Annotated in this window: 18 protein-coding genes; 4 read left to right on the top strand and 14 right to left on the bottom strand. The window is 66.7% G+C overall.

Annotated elements, in window-relative coordinates; translation table 11 throughout:
• Positions 1-126 precede the first annotated feature (126 nt).
• The gene (locus ACT009_RS00590; protein WP_445192477.1) at positions 127-1,764 is read right to left on the bottom strand and encodes a hypothetical protein; all 1,638 of its coding nucleotides are present in this window, start codon (positions 1,762-1,764) and stop codon (positions 127-129) included.
• Between the two features lie 371 nt (positions 1,765-2,135).
• Here ACT009_RS00590 and rfbC point away from each other — a divergent pair, with 371 nt between their 5' ends.
• Genes rfbC through rfbA form a run of 4 tightly spaced genes read left to right on the top strand, consistent with a single transcriptional unit; the run spans position 2,136 to position 5,531 of the window.
• Positions 2,136-2,702: a dTDP-4-dehydrorhamnose 3,5-epimerase gene (gene rfbC / locus ACT009_RS00585; protein ID WP_445192476.1), complete on the top strand. Its 567-nt coding sequence runs from the start codon at positions 2,136-2,138 to the stop codon at positions 2,700-2,702.
• A gap of 8 nt (positions 2,703-2,710) precedes the next feature.
• Positions 2,711-3,766 carry a dTDP-glucose 4,6-dehydratase gene (gene rfbB, locus ACT009_RS00580; protein WP_445192475.1) on the top strand — a complete coding sequence of 352 codons (1,056 nt, stop codon included), beginning with the start codon at positions 2,711-2,713 and terminating at the stop codon, positions 3,764-3,766.
• On the top strand, positions 3,763-4,650 hold the full coding sequence (gene rfbD / locus ACT009_RS00575) for a dTDP-4-dehydrorhamnose reductase (protein WP_445192474.1): 888 nt from the start codon (positions 3,763-3,765) through the stop codon (positions 4,648-4,650). Before rfbB ends, rfbD begins: the two co-directional genes overlap by 4 nt.
• Positions 4,647-5,531, top strand: coding sequence for a glucose-1-phosphate thymidylyltransferase RfbA (rfbA, locus tag ACT009_RS00570; protein WP_445192473.1), 885 nt, complete (start codon positions 4,647-4,649; stop codon positions 5,529-5,531). The genes rfbD and rfbA overlap by 4 nt, the downstream gene beginning before the upstream one ends.
• Positions 5,532-5,585: 54 nt before the next feature.
• Here the strand turns inward: rfbA and ACT009_RS00565 are convergent, their stop codons facing one another.
• The 13 genes from ACT009_RS00565 to ACT009_RS00505 form a co-directional block, all read right to left on the bottom strand.
• The gene (locus ACT009_RS00565; RefSeq protein ID WP_445192472.1) at positions 5,586-6,269 is read right to left on the bottom strand and encodes a hypothetical protein; all 684 of its coding nucleotides are present in this window, start codon (positions 6,267-6,269) and stop codon (positions 5,586-5,588) included.
• A gap of 148 nt (positions 6,270-6,417) precedes the next feature.
• Complete coding sequence (locus ACT009_RS00560) at positions 6,418-7,080, bottom strand: PEPxxWA-CTERM sorting domain-containing protein (protein WP_445192471.1); 663 nt, start codon at positions 7,078-7,080, stop codon at positions 6,418-6,420.
• Between the two features lie 384 nt (positions 7,081-7,464).
• On the bottom strand, positions 7,465-8,889 hold the full coding sequence (locus ACT009_RS00555) for an undecaprenyl-phosphate glucose phosphotransferase (protein WP_445192470.1): 1,425 nt from the start codon (positions 8,887-8,889) through the stop codon (positions 7,465-7,467).
• Positions 8,890-8,990: 101 nt separating this feature from the next.
• A complete protein-coding gene (locus ACT009_RS00550; RefSeq protein WP_445192469.1) occupies positions 8,991-10,163 on the bottom strand; it encodes a glycosyltransferase family 2 protein in 1,173 nt (390 codons plus the stop codon).
• Complete coding sequence (locus ACT009_RS00545) at positions 10,160-11,341, bottom strand: glycosyltransferase family 4 protein (RefSeq protein ID WP_445192468.1); 1,182 nt, start codon at positions 11,339-11,341, stop codon at positions 10,160-10,162. Before ACT009_RS00545 ends, ACT009_RS00550 begins: the two co-directional genes overlap by 4 nt.
• Positions 11,342-11,515: 174 nt before the next feature.
• Complete coding sequence (locus ACT009_RS00540) at positions 11,516-12,034, bottom strand: serine O-acetyltransferase (RefSeq protein ID WP_445192467.1); 519 nt, start codon at positions 12,032-12,034, stop codon at positions 11,516-11,518.
• On the bottom strand, positions 12,031-13,017 hold the full coding sequence (locus tag ACT009_RS00535) for a glycosyltransferase (protein WP_445192466.1): 987 nt from the start codon (positions 13,015-13,017) through the stop codon (positions 12,031-12,033). The genes ACT009_RS00540 and ACT009_RS00535 overlap by 4 nt, the downstream gene beginning before the upstream one ends.
• A 5-nt stretch (positions 13,018-13,022) precedes the next feature.
• Positions 13,023-14,075: a glycosyltransferase family 2 protein gene (locus tag ACT009_RS00530; RefSeq protein WP_445192465.1), complete on the bottom strand. Its 1,053-nt coding sequence runs from the start codon at positions 14,073-14,075 to the stop codon at positions 13,023-13,025.
• A 169-nt stretch (positions 14,076-14,244) separates the two neighbouring features.
• Positions 14,245-15,801: a hypothetical protein gene (locus ACT009_RS00525; RefSeq protein WP_445192464.1), complete on the bottom strand. Its 1,557-nt coding sequence runs from the start codon at positions 15,799-15,801 to the stop codon at positions 14,245-14,247.
• A 55-nt stretch (positions 15,802-15,856) separates the two neighbouring features.
• Positions 15,857-17,242 carry an oligosaccharide flippase family protein gene (locus ACT009_RS00520; RefSeq protein WP_445192463.1) on the bottom strand — a complete coding sequence of 462 codons (1,386 nt, stop codon included), beginning with the start codon at positions 17,240-17,242 and terminating at the stop codon, positions 15,857-15,859.
• Positions 17,239-18,507 carry a glycosyltransferase family 4 protein gene (locus ACT009_RS00515; protein WP_445192462.1) on the bottom strand — a complete coding sequence of 423 codons (1,269 nt, stop codon included), beginning with the start codon at positions 18,505-18,507 and terminating at the stop codon, positions 17,239-17,241. The genes ACT009_RS00520 and ACT009_RS00515 overlap by 4 nt, the downstream gene beginning before the upstream one ends.
• Positions 18,507-19,475, bottom strand: coding sequence for a hypothetical protein (locus tag ACT009_RS00510; RefSeq protein ID WP_445192461.1), 969 nt, complete (start codon positions 19,473-19,475; stop codon positions 18,507-18,509). Before ACT009_RS00510 ends, ACT009_RS00515 begins: the two co-directional genes overlap by 1 nt.
• 33 nt (positions 19,476-19,508) lie before the next feature.
• Positions 19,509-20,282 (bottom strand): CpsD/CapB family tyrosine-protein kinase, encoded by a 774-nt coding sequence (locus ACT009_RS00505; RefSeq protein ID WP_445192460.1) that lies wholly within the window; start codon positions 20,280-20,282, stop codon positions 19,509-19,511.
• Between the last annotated feature and the right edge of the window lie 14 nt (positions 20,283-20,296).

The following is a 20,296-nucleotide window of genomic DNA, read 5'->3' as shown; positions in this document are numbered from 1 at the left end:
CGCTGCGAACAGGCCCATCATCACCGACAACATCATCTGACTGCGTCCCGTCAGTGAGGAAAACGCGAAGAGCTCGGCGACGCCGCGGCGTCACCGAGCTCTTGCTATACTGATCGTTAACCGGTCTTACTTGCGCGTGAATTCCATCGCCGCGCGCAGCTTCGGGGTTTCGGCCATCGGCTGCCCCGCATATTCGCGCATGCCCCAGGAGCCGGATTGCCCGATCCCGCCGGTCGCGGAGTAGAGCGTCATCGTATCGCCGATCTGCGCCTTCCAGTCGGTCAGGAAGCGCTTGTACATGTCGTACATCATGGGGCTGCGCTGCATCGTCGCATCGGTGGCGGCATTGGCGGCCGAGGCGATGATGTGCTGTCCGCCCTCATAGGCGATGAAACGCTTGCCGTACTTCGCCGCGGCGGCCTTGTTCTCGTTGGCCTTGACCAGCGCATTGACCCGCATCGCCTCCAGCGAGACGAACAGCTTGTCGACGTCGGTGACGCCCGCATTCGCACCGCTGTAGAAGCTGTGGCCGAAATACGGGGCGGTCGCGAGCGCATCGACCCAGTTAGCGGTGTCACGGAACGCCAGGATGGTGCGCGCGGTCCAGCTGTTGTCGTTCTGCGTGCTCACCACCCGCACCAGCCGCGACGGGTTGTCCGCGAACGCCTCGGTGAGGATCTTGTGCATCCAGATCGATTTCTCGGCGTACCGCATGAGGCCGTTGCTGTACTTGTCGGTCGACAGCTTTTCGGCAATGCCTTCGTTCAGCGCCTGCGTGGCAACCGGGAACGCGAAGTTCCAGATCTCGTTCGACAGCTCGAAATAGGCACGATGTCCCGGCTTCAGTCGGTCGTGGACCAGCTTGGCCATGTTGCGGACATAGGTCTCGTCGGCATTGTAGGCGACCGTGAACCACGCATCCGAATCCGCCGCGTTGGCGAGATCGATCATTTGCTCGAGCCCCAACCCGTCCACACCGGCTTTTTCCGGCGTGGCGCGGTTCGCCCACGTCACGGTGGCCGGGTTACCGTTGGTATTCGACCAATCGAGAAAGCGCAGGACCCCGAACGCCTTCATGTCGTCGACATAGCGCTGGTCGAACTGCCCGTTCGCGACCAGCCCCGGCTCACGACAGTCGAGCGCGCGGAACGGGTCCGTCGCATTGGCATTGGTGACGTAGACCAAGATGTTAGGACGACCCGCACCCGATTTACCGCGCCAGGTGAACGATACGCTGTTATTCGCACCGCCCGCCCGCGTATCACCGTCGATCCGAACGGATCCGGCGCCGAGCCAGGTGCAGGTCACGGCGACGTCCTTGCCTGCCCAGACCGGCTGCGGCACGTTGAGCGCCAGCACGCCGCCGACGAGCGGATTGCCGTAGCTGTTCTGCTTGCTCTCGGCCAGGTAACCCCAGCCGGCGCTCGGATCCTTCCAGCCACCCGACGCCTGCGCCAGGTTCGCGAAGATGCGCTCGGAATTGTAATAGGTGCTGGGCGCGACGTTGACGCCGATCTCGAAGCGCGGCCCGCTTGGGATCACGACGATCGGCGCGACGATCGGCGCCGCGGCCTTAACCGGCTCCTTGATGATCAAAATCGCGGGCATGTCCTTCGACTTTACCGCCCCCGTCGTCACCGCGATGGCGGCGGCGGTTCCGGCGACCGCGACCAAGGCCAGGACCTTGGCGATGATGCTGGCGCTCGCGGCTGCCACCAGCTTCGACTTCATGGTGGATGTCGCTGCGGTAGTAATGATGGTCACGACTGTTCGGCCCCTCGTTCTAAGTCGAGACCGGGATATTGTGGACAGGTTTACAACGTCTGAAAAACTAGTCTGCGGATGCCTCTAATCTGTTGCTTTACAGGATGATGGTTAACGCCTTGCCAGTCGTCACGGTGCTTGGAAAGTCCGCGCAGGTTAACGAACCGAACTTGTCGAAAATGGACCCGAATTGCTTATGCCTAATAGATGCTTAATTATCGCCGCCGTCCCTCACCGGCACCCCGAGTCGCGCAGCGGCGGCGTTGCGGTGCCGTTGCGAAGCCGATATGAGCGCCCTGCCCGTTGGCGCGGCTCCGTGCCGAAGAACCCTTCATGGCCATCGCTGCCGATCGACCGAGGATGACCACCGAATGAGCACGCCGCAATTGATCGTGCCGAAGCGCTTCGGTGATGCGCGGGGCTGGTTCACCGAAGTCTATTCGGAACCCGCCTTCGCAGACCGCGGGATCGATTGCCGCTTCGTCCAGGACAATCATTCGCTGTCGGTGCCGCGCTACACGCTGCGCGGCCTGCACTTCCAGACGCCACCCCACGGCCAGGCCAAGCTGGTGCGCTGCGTCCGCGGCAGCATCTACGACGTCGCGGTCGACGTCCGCGCCGGCTCGCCGACCTACGGCCATTATGTCGGCGTGGAGCTCAGCGCGGAAAACGGCCACCAGCTGTTCGTGCCGGTCGGCTACGCGCATGGCTTCCTGACGCTAGAGGACGATTGCGAGGTCTCCTACAAGGTTTCGGATCTCTACGCGCCCGATTGCGACGGCGGCGTCCGCTGGGACGATCCGACGATCGCGATCGACTGGCCGATGCCCGCCGGCACCACGCCCGAACTCTCGGCCAAGGATGCGGTGCTGCCGCTGCTCGCCGATTTCCAGTCGCCCTTCCCCTATGACGGTCAGCCCCTGGCGCCGCTCGCCTAAGGATAATCATGCGCATCTTCGTCACCGGCGGCGCCGGCTTCATCGGTTCCGCGCTCGTGCGGCACCTTATCGACAACACCGAACACGAAGTGCTGAACTTCGACAAGCTGACCTATGCGGGCACGCTGTCGACGGTCGAGCCGGTTTCCCGCAGCAACCGCTATCGCTTCGTTCAGGGTGACATCTGCGACGGCGACGCCGTATCCGCCGCGATCGCGGAGTTCCGTCCGCAGGTGATCACGCACCTCGCCGCGGAAAGCCATGTCGATCGCTCGATCGACGGCCCCGGCGCATTCATCCAAACCAATGTCGTCGGCACCTTCTCGATGCTGACCGCGGCGCGCAGCTATTGGCAGAGCCTGGAGGGCGAGGATCGCGCCGCGTTCCGCTTCCACCATATCTCCACCGACGAAGTCTATGGCTCGCTCGGCGCCGAGGGGCTGTTCACCGAGGACACGCCTTATGATCCGCGCTCGCCCTATTCGGCATCGAAGGCGGGATCGGACCATCTCGTCAGCGCCTGGGGCCACACCTTCGGCCTGCCGGTGCTGATCACCAATTGCTCGAACAATTACGGGCCGTTCCATTTTCCGGAAAAGCTGATCCCGCTGATGATCGTGAAGGCGCTCGCGGGCGAGACGCTGCCGGTCTACGGCAACGGCGACCAGATCCGCGACTGGCTGTTCGTCGAGGATCACGTCCGCGCGCTGCACGCGGTATTCGAGCGCGGCGAGCCCGGCCGTACCTACAACGTCGGCGGCAATTCCGAGAAGCAGAACCTCGAGGTCGTCCAGACCGTCTGCGCGATCCTGGATCGGCTGCGGCCGCGTGCCGATGGCGAGTCCTACGCCACCCAGATCGGCTACGTTGCCGACCGTCCCGGCCACGACAAGCGATACGCGATCGACGCCAGCCGGATCCGCGACGAGATCGGCTGGGAGCCGCGCGAGAGCTTCGACAGCGGCATCGAAAAGACCGTCGCCTGGTATCTCGCCAACGAGGCGTGGTGGCGGCCGATCGTCGCCGAGAGCAAGGCCGACCAGCGCCGCGGCCTCGCCGCGTGAAGCAGGTCCTCGTCACCGGCGGCAACGGCCAGCTCGGCACCGAGCTGCGGCGCTTTGCCTGGCCCGATGGCTGGGAAGCGGTCGGCATCGACATCGACGAGCTCGACCTGACCGACACCGCCGCGATCGCCGCCAAAGTGGCCGAGCGACCCTGGGCCGCGGTAATCAGCGGTGGCGCCTACACCGCGGTCGACAAGGCGGAGGATGATGCGGTCACTGCCTGGGCGGTCAACGCGCTCGCCCCCGCCGCGCTTGCCAAGGCATGCCGCGATGCCGGTATCCCGATCGTCCAGGTGTCGACGGACTATGTGTTCGACGGCAGCCGCGAAGGCGCGTGGGAGGTCGACGATCCGGTCGCGCCGCTCGGCGTCTACGGCGCCTCCAAGCTGGGTGGCGAGCTCGCGGTCCGCACCACCTGCCCGCGCCACGCGATCGTCCGTACCGCCTGGGTGGTCAGCGCGCACGGCAACAACTTCATCAAGACGATGCTGCGGGTCGGCGCCACCCGCGATACGCTGAGCGTGGTCGACGACCAGCGCGGCAGTCCCACCGCCGCTGCCGATCTCGCCGCCGCGCTCGCGGTCATCGCGATGCGGCTGGTAGAGGATGAGGACGCGCCGACCGGCACCTACCACTTCAGCAACGCCGGCGCGGTGAGCTGGGCCGGGTTCGCGCAGGAGATTTTCGCGCAGGCGAGCGCGCGCGGCGGTCCCGCCGCCGCGGTCGTGCCGATCACCACCGCGGAATACCCGACCCCCGCGACGCGCCCCGCCAACTCGTTGCTCAGCCATGCCGCGATCGAACGCGATTACGGCATCCGCCCCCGCCCCTGGCAGGCGGCCTTGAGCGACATCCTCGACGAACTGATCGGACCGAATTCATGAAGGGCATCATTCTCGCCGGTGGCTCGGGCACCCGGCTGCATCCGGCGACGCTCGCGATCAACAAGCAGCTGCTGCCGATCTACGACAAGCCGATGATCTACTACCCGCTGTCGGTGCTGATGCTCGCCGACATCCGCGACATTCTGATCATCTCCAGCCCCGAATTCCTCGGCAACTATCGCAGCCTGTTCGGCGACGGCAGCATGTTCGGGCTGAACATCGCCTATGCCGAACAACCGCGCCCCGAGGGACTGGCCCAGGCCTTCACGATCGGCCGCGACTTCATCGGCGACGACAGCGTCGCGCTGGTGCTCGGCGACAACATCTTCTTCGGCGCGGGGCTTCAGGAGCTCTGCGCCAGCGCCACTCGTCGCACCCACGGCGCGACGGTGTTCGCCTACCGCGTCGACGATCCCGAGCGCTACGGCGTCGTCGAACTCGGCGAGGGCGGGCGCGCGATCAGCCTGGAGGAAAAGCCGACGGAGCCCCGGTCGAACATGGCGGTGACCGGGCTGTATTTCTACGACAACCGGGTCGTCGACTATGCCGCCGACCTCAAGCCCGGCGCGCGCGGCGAATACGAGATCACCGACCTCAACCGCCTCTACATGGAGGCCGGCGACCTGTACGTGGAACAGATGGGCCGCGGCTATGCCTGGCTCGACACCGGGACGCACGACAGCCTGCTCGAGGCGAGCGAGTTCGTCCGTACCATCCAGCACCGCCAGGGCATCCAGATCGCATGTCTCGAAGAGATCGCCTACCACAAGGGCTTCATCTCGCGCGAACAGGCGGCTGAACGCGGCCGGTTCTTCAGCAAGACCGCATATGGACGCGCGATCCTGGCGGCGCTCGAGAAGCCGGCCGGCTCGATCGACTAGAACCGGGCTGCGCCACTTGCCCAATGCTAGCCGGTAGCGGCTGGAGCAACCAACTCAATCGGCCGCGGTCGCCCCGCCGCATTGGTGGACCTTCTCGACCTTGTCGTCGTCGCCGAACCGCCGCGTCAGGACGGACAGGTCGCGGCAGCCATTCTGCGCGGGGCCGGCGACCACGAAGCCACGCTCGTCGCCGCCGGCGCGTACCCATTGCTGGAAGCTTCCGGTGCGCAGCGCGGCGGTCAGGGCGCCCTGCCGCGTCGTCAGCCCAGTGGCCGGGTCGGTGGCGATCGCCTCGGCGGTATCGATCGTGGGGACGTTCATCGCGCCGACCGTCGCCGCGGCGGTATGCGGCCCGGCGACAGGGGCCGCGGCGGGTCGCCACGCGGGTTTGACAGCCGCCGCAGCGACCTTGATCGCGGCTCGCTGGGGCACGGGTACGCTCACGACATAGCTGCCGCTGCCCGCCCGCGCGCCGTCCGCCTGGAGCGCGATGCCGATCGTCACCGCGCCGCCGATCACCGCCAGTATCGCACCGATCGCCTTGGTCACCGCACCGCCCGAGGGCCGGCGGCTCTCGCCCACCCGGCGCAGAACCTGGAAGCTGGCGACGGGCGCGGATGCACGATGATCGCTGAAGACGATCGCGAAGCGGCGGTTGCCGGCATGGATCTCCCAACGGCGGTCGCGACGTTGCACGCTCGGCCGGTAGCGTTCCGCATCGTTCCGGTAGATCGTCATCGTCGCTCTCCCAGCCGCGATCCTACGCATTCGCATACCGCGACGCTAGTGGGCGACGCTAGCACCGAAGATCTTGCGAAGTACTGATCATGCAAAAACGCCGCGGCCCATCGGACCGCGGCGCTTTCGTTACCGGTTCAGGGTGCGATCAGGCGTAGACCACCGCGGTCTTCCGCTGACGGCTGCGCATCGCCAGACCCATCATGCCAAAGCCGACGAGCATCATCGCCCAGGTCGACGGCTCCGGCACCGCGAACACGACGTTGTCGATCTCGGCCGCGTTCTGCTTGCTCGTGAAACGGATACCGCCGATCATCGCGTCGCCCTTGCCGATCGTGTAGGTGATGCGGCGGTTGGTCTGCGGCAGCGTCTGGTTGCCGTTGGCGGGCACCACGAAGTCCGCGCCGGAATAGCTACTGATCACCTGGCCTGCGGTGCCGAGGATCTCGACCTTGTTGAACGAATCGATCGAGCCGAGATAGAAGCTGACCAGCGAGTAGCCGGTGTGCGACAGCAGGGTCGCCGAGCCGTTGGCGAGCACGGCGAGATAAGCGGAGCCGTCGCTGTATGCCGGCTGCGCGGAGAAGGGCAGATGCGTGCCCGTCGTCCGGCTCGCATTGACGTACGACGCGGTGAAACCAGCGGGCTTTGCTGCCGAATTGAAGTTGAACACCGCGGTCTTCATGCCGGGCAGTGCCGGCACCATGAAGGCGGCGGCGGAGCCTGCGGTGGTCTTCAGCGTCGGCGCTGCATAAGCGGGCGCGGCGGCGGCGATGGCGGCGCCAGCCGCCAGTACGAGCATCTTGTTCATGTGAGTATTTCCCTGATCGACTTTTGGTGCAACCCCTGCCTTCACGTCGAAGATCAGAGCGGTCGGGCCGCTGAACGGCCTGACGTCGATAGAGCAGCGCTTTGCCGATGCGTAAAGTTCGTATAGCTTCTGTTAACCAGCAAAAGAACATTGTAACGACCTGTTCTTGGTTAACAGTTCGTAAGTGTCTTTACTTGGCACGGATCGGGGTCGCATCAAGGCGGGTCTAGAGGCGCTACACACACCCACGCCGTCATTCCCGCCCAGGCGGGGATCCAGAACCTACATCGTGAGCGATGAAGCCGCAGCGTTTGCCGGTCTGGATCCCCGCCTGCGCGGGGATGACGGCTAGGTGGTCGGGGGCCCGCCCCCGCCCGCCGGCGATCAATATGCCGATTTGGGAAACAGCACCGCCGCGAAGGTACGGATGATGATGTAGAGGTCGAAGCCGATCGACCAATGCTCGATGTAGAATAAATCGCATTCGACCCGCTTCAGCAGCTTCTCGTCGGTGTCGGTCTCGCCGCGCCAGCCATTGACCTGCGCCCAGCCAGTCATGCCGGGCTTGACCCGGTGGCGCGCGGCATAATTGCGGTTGGCCTCGCTGAACAGGATGCCCGCCACCTTCGTCGACGGCGCATGCGGGCGCGGGCCGACCAGCGACATCTGGCCGGACACGACGTTGATCAGCTGCGGCAGTTCGTCGATGCTCGATCCGCGCAGGATGCGGCCGACCCGGGTAACGCGGCGGTCGCCGGCGGTTGCCTGCTTGATGTTGTCGTACTGGAGCGTGTCGTTGCGCATCGACCGGAATTTCCAGATCCGGAAGGTCTGGTGGTTGAACCCCTCGCGGTCCTGCCGAAAGAACACCGGACCGGGACTGTCCATCTTGATCGCCAGCGCCACCAGCGCGAACAGCGGCGCGAACAGGATCAGCAACAATGTGCCGAGCAGCAGATCCTCGATCCGCTTGGAAATCTGGTTGATGCCGTTGATCGGGCGCTCGAACAGCGTCATCAGCGGGATCTCGCCGAGCATCACCATCGTCCGGCCGGCCAGCGCGAACTCCGACAGGTCCGGCGCCAGCCGGATCAGCACCGGCAGCATCGACAGTTCGCCGACGATCGTCTCGATGTCGATGCCCTCCGGCAGCGGCATCGCGACGATCACCTGGTCGACCCGGCCGCCGCGGATGTCGGCGAGCAGCATCTGCAGGCTGCCGCGGAACGGCATGCACGCCTCGCCGGTGCTGCGATTGCCGTGATCATCGTAACAGCCGACCAGATCGATCGTCAGCGCGGTATTGGCGGCGATGTAGCGCGCCAGCCTGTCGCTCTGCGGGCCCGAGCCGAAGATCGCGACACGCTGGTTGAACACACCCTTGCGCTTCATCGATCGCAGGATAAGCGTGCTGATCCCGCGCGTGACGATCAACGCCAGCCCGACGCTGACGAACCAGAACACCGTCCATCCGCGCGAAAAATCGTTCGAGGTCTTCATGAAGAACGCGACGGTGAGCATCGCCACGCCGCAACCGACCCAGGCGGTCAGCACCCGCGTCCAGCCGGTCCGCAAGGTGAAGCGGCCGTCGACGTCGTAGCAGCCGGTCAGTTCGCCGATCAGGGCATAGGCGACGCCGGCCAACCAGGCGACGCGGACATATTGTTCGATCGGTTCGAGCTTGAAGACGCCGATCGTCGCCCAGATTCCGAACAGCCCGACCGCCGACACGACGAGCCATTCGACAATCCGCGACAGCAGCCCGGACATCTCGAGCATCGCCGGCGTCCGCGCCACCCGGCGCTCCATGGGCGCCGGCGCTTCGATCGTTTCGCTTTCCGGACTCACTGCCAACTGCCCCTTTCCGCCGTCCGTACCCGTGATGCGGTAATGGTCCAGTTAAAAATGCTTCAGTCCCGGTCGGTCCTGATCCACCGGGTTTCGCGACGGAACAGCGCCAGCAGCGAGAGACGGAGCTTCCACCACAAATATTTGGGGATCGACGCCCAGTCGCTGAGCAGATCGAGCCGGCGGTGTCCTGCCAGCCCGATCACGACCAGCGACGCCGCCAAAACGGTGAGCGACGCCATCGTCCAGAAAGGCCACGCCGCTACACCGGCGACGAGCAACCCCGCCGCGACCAGCGTCGCCACGCCGTCGAGTGCGAGCAGCAGCACCAGCGGCGGGGTCAGCAGATGCAGCCCCAGCCACCCGAGCGCCGGCCGCCCCTCGCGGATCGCCTGACCGATCAATGGCAGCGCGCTGTCCTGCGCAACCTGCAGGAATCCCGATTCCCAGCGCCGGCGCTGCACCGCGGTGCCCTTGTCCGAGCTGCCGGTGCCGGTGATCCGCGCATCGGCATCGAATAGTGGCGGTCGCCCAGCGCGAGTGCTCTGGACGCCGAGCATCAGGTCCTCCGCGATGTGCCCGGTGGCGAGCGGCAGGCCGGTGAACACCGGCCAGGGGAAGGCCATGCCCGATCCGGTCAGGATAGCGGGCGCGCCGATCCGTGCCGCGCCAAGCTCGCGGACCATGTTCTTGACAAAGAAGGCGGCGGCGGAGAAGCGCGCGATGGGCCCGTCGCCCGCGCCGACGCTGAGGTAATAGGCGCCCTGGACCGGTCGTCCACGCGCGATCGCGATCGCGGCGAGCCGATCCAGCGCGTCGCCGACCGGCACGGTGTCGGCGTCGACCACGATCACGCACGCGGGTGGCGCAGCGGCGAGCGCGGCACGGCCATGATCGAGCGCAAAGCCCTTGCCGCGCAGCGACAGGTCATGCCGCTCGATCACCTCCGCACCCGCGCCGCGCGCGACCGCGGCGGTGTCGTCGCTGCAATTGTCCGCGACCACCAGCAGCCGCATGCCGGCAGGCATCGTCGCCCGCTGTGCTGCCAGGATTGCGCCGATCCCCAGCGCCTCGTCGTGCGCGGGAACCAGCACGACCACTTGCGTGGGGTCGTAGCCGGGCAGCGCCGCCTTGCGCCCCGATGGCGGAAAAGCGCCGAGCCCCGTCTCGGTCACGAAAACCAGCGTGGCGACGATCAGCGGCGCCAACAGCAACAGGATCAGCGCATCGATCATGCCGCCGCCCCGGTGATGTGGCGGACCATCAGCGCGGCATTGGCGCGGGCGTCGTGATCGCGCGCGACCCGTGCCCTGCCCTCCGCGCCCATCGCCGCGCGCCGTTCCGGCGAGGCGTCGAGCGCCGCGACCATCGCGGTCGCCAGCGCCTCGGCCGATCCGGGCGCCACCGTCCAGCCGCAGCTCGCATCGACCAGCTCGGGGATACCTGCGATCGCGGTCGTCACCACCGGCGTCGCCACCGCGAGCGATTCCATGATCACCACCGGCAGGCCCTCCGCAAAGCTCGGCAACAGCAGCGCCTTAGCCTCGCGCAGCGTCGACAGCACCACGCCGCCGTCCTGGCTGCCGAGCAGCTCGATCTGGTCGCCCAGCCCCCGCCGTGCGATCTCCGCCTCCAGGTCGGCGCGCATCGGCCCGTCCCCGATCACCGCCACCGTCGCGACGACGCCGCGATCGCGCAGCAGCGCGACCGTCTCGATCAGCACCGGCAGTCCCTTTTGCGGAGCAAGCCGCGCCACGCAGCAGAAATCGCGCTTCTTGTGCTCCGGACCCCCCGCAGCGATCGACGCGATGTCGACGCCGCAGCGGACCACCACGACGCGCTCCCAATCGGGCAGCGCCGCCCAGCGGCAGATCTGGCTGCGGCCATAGTCGCTGATCGCGACGGTGAACGCGGCGTCGGCCACCTTGCCGGCCAGATCGATCTGCCGCGGCTCGTCGAACTCGTCGGGGCCGTGGACGGTGAAGCTGTAGGGAATGCCCGACAGGAGATGGACGAGCCGAGCCACCGCCGCCGGGTTGGTCCCGAAATGCGCATGCAGGTGCGTAACTGCGCCAGACCGCATCGCCTTCGCCAGCCAGCAGGCCTCGATCAGATAGGCGAAGCGCGCGACGAACCCGCGCGGCGTTCGCGGCGTCATCGGACGCGTCGTCCGCCACGCCCGCCACGTCCGCCCTGGCGTTCGCACCGCGGCACCGATCGCGGCAGCAAGCAGCGTCGGCAAGGGCTGGTCGAGCACCACCTGCGTCCGCTCGCGCTCCGACCGGTCCGCGGCGTCGGGCAGGTCGCCCGGCGCGGCGCGGATCGAAAATCGCGTCACGGCGTGCCCCTCGGCCTCGATGCCCAGGATCTCGCGACGGATGAAGGTATGACTGACCGTCGGATACCGGTTCACGAGATAGGCAATCCGCATCGCTCAAACACCGCCCGCTGGCCATCGGCACGGCATCGCGCCCCCCCGGAGTTGCGCCCGGCAGGCGCGGCGACGACAAAGACGATCCCAGCGCCGCCGTCAACGACGAGCTTGTTATCGTATCGCGTTGAAGATGCCCTTAGCGCGTGTCCGGTTTCAGCCGCGCAGCCGCACCGTCGCGGGCACGCCGATCGCCAACGCACCCGCCGGCACGTCGCACAGCACCACCGCGTTCGCGCCGATCGCCGCGCCGTCGCCGATCGTCACCGCGCCGAGCACCACCGCGCCCGCACCCAGATTGACCCGCGCGCCCAGCGTCGGGGCGTCGCCCGGCCGGTCGATGCGCCGCACGCCCAGCGTGCAGTTCTGCCGGATGATGCACTCGTCGCCGATCGTGACGTGGCCGTGGATGACGATCCCGCCCTGATGCTCGATGATCACGCGCCGGCCGACCTTGGCGGTGAACGGCAGCTCGATCCCGTAGACATTGCGGCAATGCACGAACGCGCGGCGATAGATCATCGTCAGCGGTGCGCGCAGCAGCCTGGACCGCACGCTCATCCGCCACACGCCGAAGCGATAGACCATCAGCGTTCGGAAGCCCGCCCGCGTCGCATCGCTGCCATTGGCGCGATAATCCTCGCCGATCAGCGCGCGCAGCTCTCGGAACGTCATCCGCCGCTCGCCTCCGCGCCCTTATATTCGATCAGCGACGCGGTGCCGCCGGTCAGCCGGCGCAGATGGAAGCGGAGCAGCCCCTTGGCCTGCGCAAACTTGCCGATGACGAGGAAGAAGCCCGCTGCCGCCGCGAAGCCGGGCACATCACCGGCGCGGTGCTTGCGCCAGGCGATCCGCGCCATCTGCAACGGGTAGATCGCCAGGCCGATCACCGCCCACCAGCCGATCGCCACGCCCAGCAGCAGGATCGCTACCGGTAGCGCAATGCCCCACGCGACGATGCTGCGCGTCTCGCGCCGCCAGTGCGGATCGGCGTTCGAACCGTGCCGCCAAGCGAGTTCGGCGAACGCGTGGCCGCCGCGCTCGGTGCGCCGCCACCATTGGCCGAACCGGGTCATCGCCGCGTCGTGGAGCGTCATCTCCGCATCGATCCGCCGGAGCCGCCAGCCCGCCCCGCGCATGCGAAGGCAGAGATCGGGCTCCTCCCCCGCGATCAGGGTCGGATCATAGCCGTTCGCGCCGCGGATCGCGCGCGTCCGGAACAACGCATCGCCGCCGCAGGAGCGCGCCTCGCCGACCGGTACGTCCCATTCGTCGTCGCACATCCGGTTATAGATGCTGCGCTCTGGGAAGCGCTCGCGCCGCCGTCCGAACACCACCGCCAGATCGGGTTCCGCGCGCATCGCGGCGAGCGCCTGCTCCAACCAGCCAGCATCGAGCGAGCAATCGCCGTCGATCATCTGCACGAAGCTGTCATTCCCGGCATCGACCCGCGCCAGCCCGGTATTGCGCGCCAATGCTGCGGTGAAGGGGGTGTTCGGCGGCAGCGTCATCACCTCCACGCCGGCGCTCCTGGCAAATGCGACGCTATCGTCGGTCGATCCCGAATCGACATAGATCTTGGTGGCATCGGCGGGGAGCGAGCGCAGGCAAGCCTTCAACCGGTCGCCCTCGTTGCGCCCGATCGCGATGATCGACACCGCGCTCACGATCGGTCGACCCAGGCCGGCATCTCGTCGACCGGCCCATCCCACCGGGGGATCGCCGCCTCGCGGTCGAGCGCGACCGGGCCGATGCCGTTGCGCAGGAGATCGCGGAACTCGCGCGGCGCATGCGCGCTCCTCCGGCCCAGTCCGACCAGCTCGCGCACCCGCCAGATGCCATAGCCTGCGACCCACGCCAGCGCCGATAGCCGTGCGCCGACGGGCCCGCGGGTCCGCGCGAAATAGCGGCGGCGCGACCGGAACCAGTAATCGGGCAGGCGCGCTTTCTCGCTGGCGCCATCGACCACCCCGGTGGCGGCGCCGCCGACATGCCGCACCCGGCTGCCGGGCACATGAAGCGCCTTCCAGCCCGCCGCCGCGAGCCGGTGCATCAGCTCGACCTCCTCGAAATAGAGGAAGAAGCCTTCGTCGAAGAGGCCGCATTCGCGCAGCGCCTCGGCGCGAAACAGGACGCTGGCGCCGGTCACCCACTCCGCCTCGACGGGTTGCGCCGCCACGACCAATCCCGGCTTGCCACCCGCCAGCCGTTCGAGCAGCGGCGTGTTGGCGCCGCGGAAGAACTCGCTCGCGACGGTCGGGAAGGTGAAGGCCGACCCGACCGGCCAGCCGCCAGGTGCGAGCAATTGGCTCCCCGCCGATGCTGCCTTCGGCTCCGCGCGGATCGCCGCGACCAGCGCGACCAAGGCACCCGGCTCGATGATCGCGTCGGGATTGACCAGATAAATGAAGGCCGCTGGCTCTGACTGCTGGAGCGCGCGCCGGATACCCTGATTGTTCGCCCAGCCGAATCCACCATTGAAGCCGAGCGGCAGCCACGTCACCCAATCGCGATGCGTCGAGACCGCCAGGGCCGCCTCGAGCCGTTCCACCGATCCGTCACCGGAGCCGCCATCGGCGAGGATCACCGACAGACCGGGCAATCGGACCCGCTCTCCCGCCAGCGCGTCCAGGCACTGGAGCGACAGGTCTGGTGTGCGATAATTGACGATGATCGCGGTGATGCGATCGTCATACCGCTGGATCGGCGCGTCCATCAGGCGATCTTCCCTGCTAGGCAAGGTCGGGCGGACGGAGAGTCACAAGCGGCGGCTGGCATGGCAGCGCCGATACACGCGAACCCGCAGCCTTCAAAGGCAAAGCGACGCTCCTGCCGTGCCGGAAACGGACGCGCACCCGCTCGCATCCATGCTGGCCCGTCCCGTTCTACCGACCGGCCAGCGCCGCCATCACCGCGCGCTGCTTCGGCGCCTGCGCCAGCGGCTGCCCCGGATATTCGCGCATCCCCCAGGCGCCGAATTGCGAGACGCCGCCGGTTGCCGAATAGAGCGTGATGGTGTCGCCGATCTGCGCCTTCCAGTCGGCGAGGAAGCGATCATAGGCCTCACCCATGAGCGGGCTGCGTTGCATCGCCTCCATCACCGGGATCAGCGGACCCGACGGCGCGATCAGATGCTGACCGGCCTCGTAGGTTATGTAGCGCTTGCCGTATTTGTCGGCGACAGCCTTGTTCTCGAGCGCCTTGGCGATGCTGTTCGCGCGCAGGGCCTCGAGCCGCTCGAACAGCGCCGGCAGATCGGCGACGGTCGACTTGTCGTAAGGCGCCTTGAAGAAGCTGTGGCCGAAATAGGGGGCGGTCGCGAGCGCATCGACCCATTGCGGGGTGTCGCGGAACGACATGATCGTCCGCCCGACCCAGCTGTTGTCGTTCTGCGAGCTGATCACGCGGACCAGCCGACGCGGATCATCCGCGAATGCCTGGGTCAACAGCTTTTGCATCCAGATCGTCTTCTCGGCATATCGCATCAGGCCGTTGCTGTACTTGTCGGTCGACAGCTTTTCGGCAACGCCTTCGTTCAGCGTCTGGGTCGCAACCGGAAACTGGAAGTTCCAGATCTCGTTCGACAGTTCGAAATAGGCGCGACGACCCGGCTTCAAGCGGTCGTGGACCAGCTTGGCCATGTTGCGGACGTAGGTCTCGTCGGCATTGTAGGCGACCGTGAACCACGGGTCCGATCCCGCCGCATTGGCGAGATCGATCATGTGTTCGATGGCGACGCCGTCGTTGCCCGACTTATCGAGCGTGGTGCGGCTCGCCCAGGTGACTGTCGCAGGATTACCGTTGGTGTTTGACCAGTCGAGGAACCGGAGCACGCGAAACGGCTTCATATCGTCGACGTAACGCTGGTCGAACTGGCCGCTCGCGACCAAACCGGGCTCGCGGCAATCGAGCTCGCGGAACGGATCGCGCGGGTCGGATCCGGTGAGATAGATCAGGATATTCGGCCGTCCCGAACCCTTCTTACCCGGCCAGGTGAAGGCCAAGCGGTGCCCGAACGCCCCTGCCCGCGTATCGCCGTCGATCCGCACGGTGCCGCGCCCGGCCCAGGTGCACACCACCGCGACGTCCTTGCCGGCCCAGACCGGCTGGGGCACGTTGATCGCCAACGTGCCGTTCGTCACCGGGAAGCCGGCCGCGGTCAGCTTGTCGGCGGTCACCGCCTTCCAGGCATTGGCCGGATCCTTCCACGCGCTCGCCCCTTGGGCGAGGTTCGCGAAGATCCGCTCGGATCCGTAATAGATGCTGCCAGTGACGTTCACGCCGATCTGCATTGGCGGGCGCCCGGACGCGGGCGCGCTCGCCTTCGGCGCTGCACGATCCGGTTGGACCGCCAGCATCGACGCGCTCGCGCCGAGGCCCAGCACCAAAGCCGCAAGGATCAGCGATCCGTTACGCGCGTAATTCACGATCGCTCTCGGCATGTCGGCTCCATGCCCCTTGCATACCAGCCGGGCGCCGCCCTGTCGCGGCTCGATCTCAGAGCATCCGCACGATTGCCAGCCCGGCCTGGTCTACCCCATAGCCGATCACCAGTCCGGCGACGCCCGCCAGCAGGATCAACCCCTCCTTGCGCAGGTTGAGCAGGCCGGACCGGCGCAGCCAGACCCAGCCGAACAGCATCGCGACGAGCTCGATGAGCCCGACCACCCAGACCAGCCCGAAGGTGCCGAATTGGGTATAGGCCCACCAGCCGGCGACCACCAGGAAGCTGAGCCTGACGACGTTGGTGTAGAGCGTGAACATCGACTTCCCGAGCGCGATCATCACCTGATTGGCGGTGAGCGTGCCCATCAGGAAGAAGCTGGAGAACAGCAGCACCTGGAAATACGGGATCGCGGGCAGGTAACGGTCGTCGTAGAGCAGGGTTATGACCAGCGGCGCGCACGCGATCAACCCGCCGACGATGAAGGAATACAGCAGCGACACCTGGAGCCGTTGGCGATAATATTCGTACGGCAGGGTTTCGGGCGCCTCGCGGGCGAGTTGCGCCAGGCGCGGGTAGAGGATTCGGCCGGTATAGCTCGCAGCCAGCCCAGTCGGCGCGCCCGCGAGGTTGTTGGCGATGATGTACAGGCCGAACACCTCGAGCGGAAACAGCTTGGACAGCGCGACCTTGTCGGTCTGGCTGATGATCAGCGTCAGGATCGTCGATCCGGTGATGAAACGCGAAAACTTCCACAATTCCGCCGCCCGCGTGCGGCTGAAACGCCAGCGCCGCCGCGATCCCTCGAACCACGCATAACTGACCCAGACCCTGAACAACTGCCCGAGCAGGTTCGACAGCAGGATCGCCCAGTAGTTGTGCAGCAACAACGCGATCGCGATCGAGCTCACGACGCCGAACATCTGGGCGATAATGTCGATCTTGTTGAGCCGTTTGACCTCCCGGTTGCGCAGCGCCGTGAACATCATCATCGAATCGAGGCCGTCGAACAGGAAGATCAGCCCGCCCGCGGCGATCGCCATCTGCAGATCGGGCTTGTCGAGATAATTGGCGATCGGTGCCGAGAAGACCGCGACGAGCACCGTCAGCGCGAGCGACCGCATCATCCGCAACGTCCAGAGCTCGTCGAGGAACTTGGGGTCGTTGCTGTCCTTGTGCCGGATGATGAAGGCGTTGATGCCGATGTCGGACATCAAGCCGAACGTCACCGACACCGAGGTGATGATGCCGACCACGCCGAACGCCTCGGCACTCAGCAATCGCGTCAGGATCGCCGAGCTGACGATCCGGGTAAGGTTCAAGAACACCACCGTGCCCGCGACCGCGCCGGTGTCACCCGACAGCTTCTGCTTCAGCAGCCCGAACAGCGCGACCGGATTGAAGCGCCGCATCGATGCGGTGGCGCCGTTGAGGGTCATCGTTGATCGCCTTGTATGATGCGGGCATGGTCCTGCGCGGCGCGTCGATAGATGTCTTCCCACCGTGTCAGCAGGTCGCGCCACCGGAAGCCGGTGGCGTTGGCGCGGGTGCGGGCATTGGTCGCAAGCCGGTCAGCCGCCGCCGGATCGCTCGCGAGCGTATCGAGTGCGGCGGCGATGCCGGCCACCACGGCAGTCTGGTCGGTGGGCTCGACCAGGATCGCAGCGTCCTTGGTCAGCAGCTCCTGCGGACCGGCCCAGTTGACGCAGACGATCGGCACACCGAGCGTCATCGCCTCCTGAAAGGCGATGCCGTTGGCTTCGGCGAGGCTCGGCATCACCAGCGCGCGGTATCGGGATAGACGGTCGTACAGCGCCGGGCCCGGTTGCACCCAGCCTTCGAACCGCACGCTATCGGCGACCCCGAGTTCGTTCGCGAGCGCCTCGAGCGCCGGGCGTTCCGGGCCGTCGCCGAGGACGTCGAGCGTCAGATCACGATCGCGCGCCTCGGCGATCGCGCGGATTGCGAGGTCGCAGCCCTTGTACGCGACGAGCCTGCCGAGAAAAACGAACGATGGGTCATAGCCCTGCTGCGCCCGCGGAGCCCGGTCGACCAGCGCATCGGGCACGCCGCTATCGAGCGTCGGCACCAACCGATCCGGCGAGCAACCGCCGAGGCGGAGCGCATGCATCGTCCGCTCGCCGCCCGCCACGAGGACGAACGCCTCGCGCTTGCCCCTAAACAGCGCGCCCAGCACTCGCTGCATCGGCCGGAGCGTCAGGCTCCCCAGCGCTTTGCTGCGTGGCTCGCGGTCGCGAAATGCCGGCGGGTGCGTGACGTTGCCGTTCAGCGGTCCGATCACCACCGGGAAACCGGGAAAGCGGAAATAGGGCTGGACTGGCGAGATCGGCGAGGTGAAATGCACCACCCAAGGCGCGAACGATCGTGCGGTCCGCACCGCCAGACGGTGCAGCTGCCAAGCGTTCAGCAGCCCCAACGCGGGCAGGATGCCGGCGCGATAGAGCGATGATTGTAGCCGATCGTCCTCGACATAGACGATGTCGAGTTCGGGATGATCGCGGGTCATCTCGTCGCGGACCCGTGCATGCGCGACCTGCCGCACCCGATAACCCATGGCCCGCAGCTCGAGATGGATCTGCAACGCCTTCAGCGCCTCGCCCCCCATGTGGCGCGAGAGATTGGGCGCAACCAGCAGGATGCGCTTCGCCTCGTCCTCGCCCGGCCGCCGGGCGTCAGCCGACATCAGCCCCGGCCCAGCACTTTGTAGAGGCCGAGTCGCCGGGCGACCCCGCGGGTCCGCAGCTTGTTCTCGAACTTGCCGCGCGGGTACGGCACGAACGGCCTGACCGGCGTCGGTTCGACGTGCGTGCGCGGATCCGCGAACAACCCGTCGCGCTCGGCGTCGGCAAGCCAGTTCTTGGCGGTGCCGCCGGCATGGAAAGCCTTCACCGGCGCGAAATCGATCTGCGCGAGCGTCGCCGATCCGCTCCGCCCCATTCGGCGGGCGAGCCGGCTCGGCACCGAGTTGGCGAAGCAATGCCACGCCTCGGGATCGAGATAGCCACCGCCGACCTGCTCGGCGAGCGCCGCCCAGACGATCGATTCGACGTGCATCGATCGCGCGAACGGACGCGTGTCGATCGTCGTCAGCAACGCTTCGAGTGCTGCCAGATCGAGCGGTGCCCGGAACTGGCAGACTCCGATATCGGTATGGTCCGCCATCGGCACGCCGCGATCATACGCCTCGGTAACCAAAGGCTCGGGCAGCAGGCAGTTTGGACGCTGCCACATCAGCAGCAAACCCGTGGCCGGAGTTGGCTCGAACGCGAAGCGATTGGGAAAATAGACGTCGGGATCGATGATGATCACCTCGTCCCCGATGGCGGCGTAGAGCGCCGGATCGGTAACCTTGCGCCAGCACGGATGGCCGTGGCGGAACTCGGCGACCGCCGGAAACGCCGCATAGCGTTCCCCGGCCAGCGCGTCGGCATGCGCCTGGTCGTGCACCGTCAGCCGGTGACGTCCATCGACGAACAACGGCTCCAACCGCTCGCGCATCGTTGCCGCATCCTCGGCCGAATCGGTCAGGATGGTCAGCGCCAGCGGGTCGACGCTGTTGCGGGCCAGGCTGGCGAGACACGGCACCGCATAGCCGAGCGATCGTACGCCCAGCACGCAGTACACGGTCCGTACGGGCCGTTGGTCGCTCATCCCTGTATCCGCCGCAGTCGGGCCGCACTCGGCCTAGTTGTAGTAATCGGCGTAGGCCTTGCCCTTGCCGTAGCCGAACCCGTAATCGCCCCCCGCAAACCCCTTCACGTAGCGATTGAGGACCGTACCGAAGCACTTGTCGGGGCCGAGCAGCCGCAGCGAATCGCGCACCTGCTTGGCGGTGGTCACCCCGTCCTCGACGACCATGATGTAGCCATCGATATGCTCGCTGACGATCATGCTGTCGTCGTTGGCGAACACCGGCGGCAGATCGCACAGATGGACGACCGGGCCGGGCATCGCGCGCATCGCATCGACGAGGCCCGAAAAGCGCGCGCTCGCCAGCAGTTCGGACGAGCGCACCCGCCGCGCCGCGGTCGGGTAGATGGTCAGCCGCTGCCCTTCGATTCCCCAGGAGAGATCGGCAAGATTATCCGCCGTCCCATCCAAATATTCGGCAGTTCCGACCTCGACCGGAATGTCGAAGCGCTCCGCCACCGATCCGCGACGCAGATCGAGATCGTAGAGGATCGTCTGCATGTCAGGCAGGCGCGACATCGACGCCGCGAGGTTGCACGCGATGAAGGTCTTGCCGACCTGCGGTGTCGCCGACGTGATGCCGATCACCTTGGCGCCGCTGGCAACCATGCGGATGATCTGCGTACGCAGCAGGTTGAACGACCGCGAACGTTCGTCGCGGCCGCGAAAACCGACGATCGTGTCGCTGACGTTTTCGGCCGGCGCGATCGTCGCCGGGGTCGCGCTGATCGTCAACGCGCCGGTGCGCGGCGGCGGAACATAGTTCATCGTTCGTCCTATCC

Source organism: Sphingomonas sp. Tas61C01, from assembly GCF_052567495.1.
The sequence above is the reverse complement of the archived record's forward strand: the minus strand, read 5'-3'. Positions and strand labels throughout refer to the sequence as shown.